This window comes from Sulfurihydrogenibium sp., from assembly GCF_028276765.1.
Lineage (GTDB): Bacteria > Aquificota > Aquificia > Aquificales > Hydrogenothermaceae > Sulfurihydrogenibium.
Map to the genome: position 1 here is coordinate 51630 of NZ_JAPYVU010000004.1, position 11145 is coordinate 62774.

Below are 11145 nucleotides of genomic sequence, written 5' to 3' on the forward strand. Positions count from 1 at the left end.
TACACTTTTTTACAGAAAATAGCAACTGTTGTTAACCTCCCATTAACTTCTTTCTATAATCAGATAAAAAATTGTGTGCTAATCTGACTGGTTCAGGAAGTTTATATCCATTCAATGACTTTATTATAACATAAAGAGAATTTTCTATTGAAATGTTATTTCCCGGTGATATAAATATTGGTTTAGTGTTTTTCTTAGTTCTTAAAACATAGCCTATTTTTTCATTAGTTTTTGGGTCATATATAAAATTATATGCCAAATCTTGATTTGGTGGGTCTTGATACTTTCCGTAGAGAGGTGTTTTGCCACATCCAACAGAAACCGTATCAGTAATAACTCCAAAATGTGATGCAATACCCATTCTCCTTGGATGTAATATTCCCTGTCCATCAAGGATAAAAACGTCAACCTTTATCTTAAGTTTTTTATAAGCTTCTATGATAACCGGCAGTTCTCTAAAGGCTAAGAAAGTGGGAACGTAAGGAAAATCCATCTCTTTCTCTGCCAATACTTTTTCTACAATCTCAAATGATTTTATATCTATTACTACAATCGAAGAAATGGCTAAGGTTGGATTTTGATAAGGATTCAAAAACGTTGTATCTATCCCTGCAATATATCTTATTTCGTCAATATTTATTTTATCTTTTAAGTTTAATTTTTTAGACAGCTCTATTTGTTGTTTTTTCAGGCTTTCTAAATCTATTTCCATTTTTAACTCCACAAAATGCTTAAACTTGTCCATTTTCTTTTAATAATTTAAAGCGTCTTGACTGTGAAATCTAAAACCTTCTTTTTTGTTTATGTATTCAATGTTTAAAACAATCATTATCATTAGACTAAACATTATTAAGGCGGTTCCACCGTAGCTTAAAAATGGCAATGGAACGCCAACAACAGGTGCCATTCCTACATTCATCGCAATATTTATAAATGCTTGAAATCCGATGATTGAAGCAATTCCATAGCACAAAAACTTTCCAAATAGTTCATTAGTCTTCATTCCTATATAAAAAATTCTTAAACTTAAAATAAAGTAGACTGTTAAAATTAAAAATGAAACTACAAAGCCCCACTCTTCTCCAATAGTTGCATATATAAAGTCCGTGTGCTGTTCTGGCAAGAAGTAATATTTAGACTGTGAGCCTTGAAGATATCCTTTTCCGGTTAGCATTCCAGAACCAATTGCAATTTTAGACTGAATAATGTGATAGGCTGTTCCTTTTGGGTCGCTTTCCGGATTTAAAAAAGCTATAATTCTATTTTTTTGATAATCTTTTAAATGTGTCCATATAAAAGGACTTAAAATTATTCCTATCAATACAAATCCAATTATATATTTAATGTTAAACTTTGCTAAAAATACCATGACCAAAACTGGCAAAACAACAAGAATCGCGCTTCCAAGGTCTGGTTGAGAATAAATTAGCATGAAGGGGATAGCCGATAGTCCCATTATTTTTAGAAAGTCTTTAAAAGATAGAGGAAGTTTTGTGTTAGATATAAAATACGCTGAAAAGATGATCGTTGAAAATTTTGCTACTTCTGACGGTTGAAGTTGGAAAAAACCTAAATTTATCCATCTTTTAGCTCCAAGAATAGAAACACCAAAAAATTTGACCAAGATAAGAAGAATAACGCTTACTAAGTATAAATAAAAAGATATATATCCAAACTTCCTGTATTCTATCAAAAAAGGCAAAAAAGTAATTATAAAGAAAGCAATAGAAACGAAAACAATCTGCTTTATGTATAAATTTGAATACTCATGATAAGATGCACTGTAAATGTTAATAACACTCCAAATCAGTAAAAAGGCTGTAGATAAATAAACAATTAGGTCTGTTTGCTTAATTTTTTTGAATAAATTAAACATCATTCGGTCTCGATGATTTTTTCTTTAAAAATTCTTTTTAATATGTATGCCATTAACGGAGCAGCCACTTTTCCACCACTTTCACCGTGTTCAATAAATACCACGCCGGCTATTTTAGGTTTATTATATGGTGCATAATCTATAAACCAAGCATGGTCTCTAAAATCCCATGCATGATGACGTTTTTTTCTCGTGTCATAAGAATACACTTGCGCTGTTCCTGTTTTTCCGGCATTTAGTACAGGAACCCTTTTCAAAGCTTTTGCTGTTCCGCTTGGTCCATAAACAACAAGATACATGCCATACCTTACCGCATTTAAATTCCATTTTTTTATATTTATCTTTCTTATCACTTCTGGGTTTGTATGAACCAATTTTTGAGACTTATTGTCAAAGTAAGCCTTTAATATATGAGGTTTTAGTACATATCCGCCATTTGCAATTGGTACAACTATTTTTGTTGCATCAAAAGGTGTTATTGTAATGTATCCCTGTCCTATGCTAAGGTTTACTGTATCTCCGTGAAACCAGTTTTGCTTTAAAACTTTTTTCTTCCATTCTTTGCTTGGAACTGTTGCAACTTTAACTTCTAAGTCTGGATTCAATTTTTCTCCTAATCCAAATAGCTTTGAATATTTTACAATATTCTCTACACCAAGCTTTAATCCAACTTGATAGAAGAAGGTGTCGCAGGATGTTTCCAAAGCTTCAGATACATTTACAAATCCACAACCCCTTTTATTCCAGTTTCTATAAACCCATTTTCCTATTCTAAACTCAGAACCACTGCTTATCCTTGTCTCAGGAGTTATCACACCTTCTTCCAATGCAGCTATACTTACCAAAGGTTTATAGATAGACCCGGGTGGATATTTCCCTAAGAACACTTTATTCATTAAAGGCTTATACTTATTTTCCGTTAATTCTTTCCATTCTTCCCGAGAAAAACCTTCATAAAATTTTTGCAGGTTATAGGTTGGATAGCTTAATAAAGCTAAGATTTCATAAGTGTTTGGGTCTACCAAGACAACAGCTCCTGATGGATGTTTTGAAGAGCTAAAGGCTTCAAAGGCTATTTTTTGTATTCTTATATCTATTGATAAATAAATATCATTTCCTTTTCTCGGGTCTTTTTCCCATAAAACTTTTTTCTGTCTACCAAATGCATCAACTAATACTGCCTTTTGTCCAGATTCACCCCTTAGCAGTGAATCGTAAATTTTTTCTACTCCCGCTTTTCCTACAAGAATATTCGGAGAAAGATTTGGATTTTCTTTTAGCTCTTTCTCTGAAGGGTATCCAACGTATCCAATTATATGTGCAAGATAATTTGCTTCTTCTGTGTAAACTCTCTTGGGAACAACTTCAAGATAGAATCCATTGAATAGATGGTTATAGTTATAAAAATTTTCTATATCTTTTTGAGTTAAATCTTTTTTTATAACAACGCTTGGATATAAGTTTTTTTCAATGATATTTAAAGTTTTCTCGTCTAATTCAATGTTAAGATAATTTTTTAGATTTTCCTTTAGTTCTTGCACAGTATAATTTTTCTTAACTATGTATGGGAATGCTATCAAGCTATAGGTTGGAACGTCGTAAGCTAACAAGACTCCATTTCTATCGTAAATTTTACCTCTTGGTGGGTTTGAATAGAAGATTTTTATATAGTTTCTATCTGAAATTTCTCTGTAATATTCTCCCTTAATGACCTGAAGATAAAACAGCCTTCCTACCAAAGCAAAATAAAATCCTGTTAGAACTAAAATCAGAATAGTTAATCTGTTAAACTTTATCATATCTTACTTTCTAGTATTTCCTTTAGATAGTAAATAAGATATATCAAAACTATATTACTGAGCCAGTAGAAGATTATAAGATTTGTATCTAAAATAAAAAACTTTGATGTCATAAATCCATACGATTCTTTTATCAATATTATAAAAAAGCTAATGCCTGTTATTATCAAAAATTTCATAAGTATGTTTGATATTAAAAACTTTTCTTTTAACCGAAAGATTGTAAATGCTACAGATAAATAAATTAATACATTTACAAAACTTTTAAATGGCATCAATAAATCCAAAAGTAAGCCACCGATCAAAGTCGTAATTAAAGCTACATCTTCTTTATCATAGATAGATAGCCAAAAAATATAAACTAAAAATAGGTCTGGAGTAATATATAAATTAAACATGTTTTTAAAAATTAGAGAAGATTCTATTGCAACAATTATAAAAGCTATCAGAATATATTTTAAATAATAAATCATCTTTTAACTACCAGCACGATGTCTAAGTTGTATGGATAATAGAATGTTTCAACTTCCACTTCTCTAAAAAACTCTCCTTCCTTAGGAGATATTTTTCTTATAATACCAATCGGAACTCCTTCTACGGCTTGTGAATTAATTACTGTTGTTTCTACAATATCCCCAATTCTTATATCTTGCTCTGGACGGACGTATTTTAAAATTCCTTTGTTTTTTTCTAAACCTTGGAAAAAGCTAATTTCTTGAGTTTTTCTCGTTCTTACAGTTATTTTAAAGTTTTCATCCGAAACCGTTAAAACCTCTGAAGAAAAATCTCCAACATTTTTAACTACTCCTATCAAAAATCCATCTTTTAAAACTAAATCACCTATCTTTATTCCATCTTTTCTGCCCTTGTCTATAAAGAAAAAATCAGACCAGTTGTCTGAAGATATTCCTATAACTTTTGCAATTTCATAATTTTGAATTTGATACTTCTTTACAAAATCTAAAATTGGATAGGTTTTTTCTATTTCCGAAATTTGATTTTTATATTTTAATATTTCTGCTTTTAGTTTTTGATTTTCTTCCTCAAGATTCTTTATTTTACGATATGTAAAGTTTCTGTCATAGAAAAAGTGGTGTATGTAAGACCATACATCATGGGCGAGAGAAATTCCCTTTTGAATTGGATATAAAGCATCTAAACTTTTAGATTTAAAGAAGTCTGATGACAGAATGAAGAAAACTGTTATTAGAGAAATGACTAATAATAATTTCTTATTAACAATCCTTTTCAAGTTTTTTCCATCTTTACTTCATCGATACTCTTCTTATAAGGTCTAAGTTCTGTAAAGCTTTTCCTATTCCGCGTGCTACTGCAGTAAGAGGGTCTTCACAGTATACAACAGGAAGATTTGTTTCTTCCATCAATCTTTTATCAAGACTATATATTAAAGAACCACCACCTGCAAGGACTATTCCCCTTTCAACAATATCTGCAGCAAGCTCAGGTGGAGTTTTTTCTAAGGTTGATTTAACCGCATTTACTATTTGTATAATAACATCTTCCAAGGCTTCTCTAATGTCTTTTCCATAAATCACTATACTTCTTGGCATTCCGGTCATGTCTCTTCCGCGTATTTCCATTTTTTTCTCGTCTCTGTCTGATGCTGTAGCAGAACCTAAGTTTATTTTTACATTTTCTGCTGTTTGCTCACCTATCAAAATATGGTAATTTCTTTTAAGATAGTTTATTATAGCTTCATTCATCTCATCACCGGCAACTCTAATAGAGCTTGAGATTACTAAGCCGGATAAAGATATAACCGCTATTTCAGAAGTACCACCGCCGATATCTACAATCATATTACCACCGGGCTGGTCTATAGGTAGACCGGCGCCAATTGCTGCCGCCATGGGCTCTGCAATTAAATATACTTCTCTTGCTCCAGCTTGCTTTGCTGCATCTATAACTGCTCTTTTTTCAACCGTTGTAATTCCAGATGGAACGCCGACCACTACTCTTGGTCTTGGATTTGTCAAACTTGCCAATGGAAAGCTTGTGTGAACTTTTTGTATGAAGTACTTCAACATTGCTTGTGTAGTATCAAAGTCTGCAATAACTCCATCTTTTAACGGTCTAATAACTTGTATATGCTCCGGCGTTTTACCTATCATTTCTTTTGCTTCTTTACCAATAGCTAATACTTTGTTGGCAGTTTTATCTATAGCGACAATAGAAGGTTCTGTTAGAACTATACCTTTACCTTTAACAAATATTAACGTATTTGCAGTACCTAAATCTATTCCTATATCATTTGAAAAATATCCAAGCAGTTTATCTAACATTGCTTTCTCCTTACTGTTTATTTTTTAGTTAATATAAACGGTAATATTGTACCAAGAGAACCGTAAAAATTCTTGTAAACTTACCTTTTCGTATCATCCTGAGGCTATAAGCCAAAGGATCTTATGTTTTTAAAAAAGGAGATTCTTCGCCGGCTTCAGAATTACAGTATAGAATTTTTGTCATCCTGAGGATTTAGCTCAAAAATTACCTATTCAATTTTACAAAATTTACTCTTCTCAAAGTGTATGTTTATTAGAAATTATTTCTTTAATTTTCGACACAAACTCATCGATGCTTAAAGTTTGACTTCCCTGTTTGCCTTTTTCTCTTACTGCAACCGTGCCTGTTTCAACTTCTTTATCGCCAACTACAAGCATAAACGGTATTTTTTGAAGCTCAGCATCTCTAATTTTTTTATTCATTCTTTCATTTCTATCATCCAATTCTACTCTGATATCATTTTCTAATAGTTTTTGTTTTACAGTTTCTGCATATTCTAAGTGCTTATCAGCAATTGGTATAATCTTAACTTGAACCGGAGATAACCATACCGGCAAAAATCCTGCGTAATGTTCAATTAAAACACCAATAAACCTTTCTATAGAGCCAAATATTGCTCTGTGAATCATGTATGGTCGGTGTTTTTGATTATCTTCACCTATGTAGTACATATCAAATCTCTCTGGAAGATTAAAATCAAACTGAATAGTTGAGCATTGCCACAATCTACCGATAGCATCTTTTATTTTAACATCTATTTTTGGTCCGTAAAATGCTCCGCCACCTTCATCTATTTTATAGTCCAATCCTGTGCTTTCTATTGCTTTTCTTAGTGAGTTTTCTGCAACCTCCCACATTTTGTCATCGCCGACATACTTTTCCGGTTTTGTTGATAGGTACACTTCAAACTCATCAAACCCATAAGATTTAAGGGTATTTAGTGCTAAGTTTAAAACTTCTCTTATTTCATCTTCAACTTGGTCTTCTCTGCATATGATGTGTGCATCGTCCTGAGTAAATCCTCTAACTCTCATTAGTCCATGTAAAGCTCCACTTCTTTCATATCTGTAAACCGTTCCAAGTTCTGCAAGTCTGATTGGAAGCTCTTTGTAGCTTCTTTGTTTTGATTTATAAATCTCGACATGGAAAGGACAGTTCATAGGTTTTACATAGTATCCTTCATCTTCTATTTGCATTCTTGGATACATGTTTTCCTGGTAGAAAGATAGATGTCCGCTTGTTTGCCATAGCTGTTCTTTTCCAACATGAGGAGTATAAACTAATTGATAACCTCTTTTTAGATGCTCTTTTTTCCAAGCATCCTCTATTTCTTTTCTGATAATTGCACCCTTAGGTAGCCAAATAGCAAGACCGCCGCCAATCTCTTCATCTATCAAAAACAGCTCAAGGTCTTTTCCGATCTTTCTGTGGTCTCTTTTTTTAGCCTCTTCAAGCATATTTAAGTAATCTTTAAGCTCTTTTTCACTCCAAAATGCAACGCCGTATATTCTTTGAAGCATTGGGTTTGTTTCTTTTCCTCTCCAATATGCTCCTGATACAGATATCAGTTTAAATGCTCCTGCTTTATCGGTTGAAGGAAGATGTGGACCTCTGCATAAATCTACGAAGTCACCCTGTTTATATAATGAAATTGGCTCTCCTTCCGGTATGTTATGCTTTATTATATCTATCTTATAAATTTCCTTTTTATTTTCAAAGAATTTAATAGCTTCTTCTCTTGGAAGCTCAAATCTTTCTATCTGATATCCTTTTTTGACGATTTCTTTCATTTTTTCTTCAATTTGTGGAAGGTCTTCATCTGTAAGCCTTTTTCCTTCTATTTCAACATCATAATAAAATCCATGCTCCGTTGTTGGACCTATACCTAAATGAACATTCTCATCTCCGTAAATCTCTTTTAAAGCCTGTGCCATGATGTGGGCTAAGGAATGTCTAAGTATTTCAAGGCTCTCTTTATCTTCTTTTTTTAGAAATTTTAGATTTCCGCTTTGATTGATTGGTGTGTGTATATCAATGATTTCACCGTTTAGTTTTCCACCAACAACATCTTTAAATTTTCCATTAAGATTTTTTAAAATATCTTTTAATGTAATTCCTTCGTTGAAAGTAAATTTTTGATTCAAGTCTTCTATAAATATTTCAATCATTTAATCTCCTCTTCAGGTTGATTTTGGTTAATTTTTCGTGCATATATTATAACATTTTCAGGTCTTATTGAAACCACCTTAATCTTTTCAGATGGCAGCAACACTTGTACAGGCAAAACGTTTTTTCCTTCTTTCAACTTCTTACCATCAACATAAATTGAAATGTTTGTTAATTCTGATTGGTTTAATACATTTTTCCTTCCTTCTAATACAATGCTTACCTTCTCAGGTTTAATACTTCTTATTTCTATTTCACGTGGTATATTTATCACGTCTATATATCCATGAATTTGGTATTTTGCGTTTGAGTATGACGAAATATTCAGCCACATTAATAGTGCCACGAAAAAAGATAGTATTTTTAAATGTAGATTGTTAAATAATATTAACTTTAGCTTTTTTATGGTTTTATTTAGCTTCATGTTTTGCCTTTTTAAGTCTTTTTCTTAGTATTTCAAAGGTTGAGGGTTTTTCTATCTCTAATAGTTTGTATAGCTTTTTTCTCAGCATCAATACGTCCAAATTTCTATGGAGTTTTCCATCGACTGCTAAGGATATTTCACCTCTTTCTTCTGATACTACGACCGCAACAGCATCAGTCTCTTCGGTTATTCCTAATGCTGCCCTATGTCTTGTACCAACGTTTTCCGGTATATCTGTAGATACGGTTAAAGGTAAAAATGCCCTTGCAAATGCTATTTTCTTTTCTTTTATTATTACCGCTCCATCATGTAAAGGTGTCTGTGGCGTGAATATGGTTATGAGTATTTCTGGTGTAATTTCTGCATCTATTCTAACGAACCCTTCAATATAATTTGTCAAATCAACCGTCCTTTCAAATACGATTAAACTTCCTATTTTTCTATCTGCCATGAATAAGCATGCTCTAATCACATCATCAACAACTTTTTTATTTGATGGTGATAAGAATTTGAATATTCCTTTTTCTCCAAGCTTAGCCAATCCTCTTCTTAACTCTGGTTGGAATAAAACCACGATAATGAATATTCCAATACTCCATAGATTTTCAAAAATCCACCCTAAGGTTTCAAATTGAAATATTTTCGCTATAATCCAAAAAAGCAAAAGAATGAGTAAACCTATTAATATTTGCCATCCTCTTGTTCCGGCTAAAAATTTAAGAAGATAATAAATGATTACAGAAACTATAAGAATATCTAAGACATCAGTAAATCTTATGTTTAAAAGCGTTTGTATAATTTCTGTTTCACTCAATCCTGTATCCTCTGATTGTGTCTAATATGGTTAAAAATTCTGCTGTCTCTTTTACATCATGAACTCTTACGATATGTGCTCCTTTTAAAACTGCGTAGGCTGTTGCTCCAAGGGTTGCTGGTAATCTTTCTTTCGGCAAAGTATCTGGTCTATTTAATAGATTTTTTAAGATTATATTTAAGAATGATTTTCTTGATATGCCTATCAGAATTGGCAGTCCAAGAATTTTAAACTCATCTAATCTTTTTATAATTTCAACGTTATGCTCTACCTTTTTCCCAAATCCTATCCCTGGGTCTATGATAAACCTGTCTGGTTTAATTCCTCTTGAAATTCCAAAGCTGATTTGATTTTTAAAAAATTCTATAATTTCATAAACAACATCGTCATAGTAAATCTCCTGTGTTTGCCATGTTTGTGGCGTTCCTTTTATATGATTTATAACGATATGACAGTCATGCTTAGCTACTACATCGGCCATTTTATCATCAAAAGTCATTCCGCTTATATCGTTGATTATATCGGCTCCTTCGCTTACTGCAGCGTCAGCAACAGTTGATTTGTATGTATCAACTGATAACAAAAATCTATCTCCGAGGTTTTTTCTGATTGCTTGGATTACTGGAATAACCCTCTCCATCTCTTCATCTGCTGAAATTGGCGTAGCTCCCGGTCTTGTAGACTCACCTCCTACATCTATAATATCTGCCCCATTTTCAAGCATAAACTCTACTTTTTTAAGGATTTTGTTAATATCTTTATAATCCTCATTACCATTTGAGAATGAGTCAGGAGTAACGTTGATAATGCCCATTATGGCGGTTTTAACTCCAAGATTTAAAAACTTTCCATGATAATTTAGTTTAAAATGCTCTTTTTTAAGATTTATCCACTGCTGAGTAAGTTCTTTAGCTTCTTCTTGCCTTTTATTTGCTATAAGATTTTGAATTAACTCTTTAAACTGCTCTTCAGTCTCAATTATGGCTGGCTTTAGATATGGGTCTTTAAATTCAATTTTAAAAATTTTTTTATCTATAGGCTTGATTACAGGAAAACTCTTCATTGATGCTCCTTTTTTGAGAAAAATTGGGATATTATTATAGCATTCAAAGGCTTGGATGAAGAAGTAGGGATGTTGTCAATGGAGAATGTTAGAGTGGAAAAAAGGATTTTCTAACCCAAAAGGTTTAGATGTATTAAATTAAGCTTTAGCTCAAAAATCAAATCGCAAAAATCTTCTTTAATTGCCATTCTCAAAAAGTTTCGGATTTTCAATTCCTCATAGGTAGGCTACAAACGCGTTTTTTTACTCTAGCAATGTAACAGAGTTTATGGTTTCAATTCCTCATAGGTAGGCTACAAACGCATTCTCAGCATCAATGCTCGAACTCCTCCCAAGCTTTCAATTCCTCATAGGTAGGCTACAAACTAAAGTCTACGTATCAGACCCAGAAGACGATTCTGTCTTTCAATTCCTCATAGGTAGGCTACAAACAAAAATGTAATTATTGAATGCTCTGATTTTAGAAAGGCTTCAATTCCTCATAGGTAGGCTACAAACTTTGCCGATTTAGGTGTCTAATGAAAGTATCAATCGCGCTTCAATTCCTCATAGGTAGGCTACAAACATGAAATTTTTAAATGTTTATGAAACTACCATAGAGAGCTTCAATTCCTCATAGGTAGGCTACAAACTACATCTCCACGCTCCACTTTCAAACTCTATGTATAAGCTTCAATTCCTCATAGGTAGGCTACAAAC

General features: G+C 32.4%; 10 protein-coding genes and 1 CRISPR repeat array. All 10 genes read right to left on the reverse strand.

Annotated elements, in window-relative coordinates:
• Positions 1-31: 31 nt before the first annotated feature.
• The 10 genes from Q0929_RS01430 to folP all read right to left on the reverse strand — a co-directional run bounded on the left by Q0929_RS01430 (position 32) and on the right by folP (position 10446).
• Entirely contained in the window at positions 32-712 is a 681-nt protein-coding gene (locus Q0929_RS01430; RefSeq protein WP_299237808.1) for an endonuclease V, read from the reverse strand.
• Between the two features lie 39 nt (positions 713-751).
• Entirely contained in the window at positions 752-1879 is a 1128-nt protein-coding gene (rodA, locus tag Q0929_RS01435) for a rod shape-determining protein RodA (protein ID WP_299237809.1), read from the reverse strand.
• Entirely contained in the window at positions 1876-3675 is a 1800-nt protein-coding gene (gene mrdA, locus Q0929_RS01440; protein ID WP_299237810.1) for a penicillin-binding protein 2, read from the reverse strand. Before mrdA ends, rodA begins: the two co-directional genes overlap by 4 nt.
• Positions 3672-4148 carry a hypothetical protein gene (locus Q0929_RS01445; protein WP_299237811.1) on the reverse strand — a complete coding sequence of 159 codons (477 nt, stop codon included), beginning with the start codon at positions 4146-4148 and terminating at the stop codon, positions 3672-3674. The genes mrdA and Q0929_RS01445 overlap by 4 nt, the downstream gene beginning before the upstream one ends.
• Entirely contained in the window at positions 4145-4927 is a 783-nt protein-coding gene (gene mreC / locus Q0929_RS01450; protein WP_299237812.1) for a rod shape-determining protein MreC, read from the reverse strand. The genes Q0929_RS01445 and mreC overlap by 4 nt, the downstream gene beginning before the upstream one ends.
• Positions 4928-4940: 13 nt before the next feature.
• On the reverse strand, positions 4941-5978 hold the full coding sequence (locus tag Q0929_RS01455) for a rod shape-determining protein (RefSeq protein WP_299237813.1): 1038 nt from the start codon (positions 5976-5978) through the stop codon (positions 4941-4943).
• A 237-nt stretch (positions 5979-6215) separates the two neighbouring features.
• Positions 6216-8147, reverse strand: a complete 1932-nt coding sequence (gene thrS / locus Q0929_RS01460) for a threonine--tRNA ligase (protein ID WP_299237814.1) — start codon at positions 8145-8147, stop codon at positions 6216-6218.
• Complete coding sequence (locus Q0929_RS01465) at positions 8144-8569, reverse strand: CdaR family protein (protein ID WP_299237815.1); 426 nt, start codon at positions 8567-8569, stop codon at positions 8144-8146. Before Q0929_RS01465 ends, thrS begins: the two co-directional genes overlap by 4 nt.
• The gene (gene cdaA, locus Q0929_RS01470; RefSeq protein ID WP_299237816.1) at positions 8556-9383 is read right to left on the reverse strand and encodes a diadenylate cyclase CdaA; all 828 of its coding nucleotides are present in this window, start codon (positions 9381-9383) and stop codon (positions 8556-8558) included. Before cdaA ends, Q0929_RS01465 begins: the two co-directional genes overlap by 14 nt.
• On the reverse strand, positions 9376-10446 hold the full coding sequence (gene folP / locus Q0929_RS01475) for a dihydropteroate synthase (protein WP_299237817.1): 1071 nt from the start codon (positions 10444-10446) through the stop codon (positions 9376-9378). The genes cdaA and folP overlap by 8 nt, the downstream gene beginning before the upstream one ends.
• A 207-nt stretch (positions 10447-10653) precedes the next feature.
• Positions 10654-11144: direct repeats of the CRISPR family, unit length 27 nt; unit sequence TTCAATTCCTCATAGGTAGGCTACAAA.
• Position 11145: the final 1 nt, after the last annotated feature.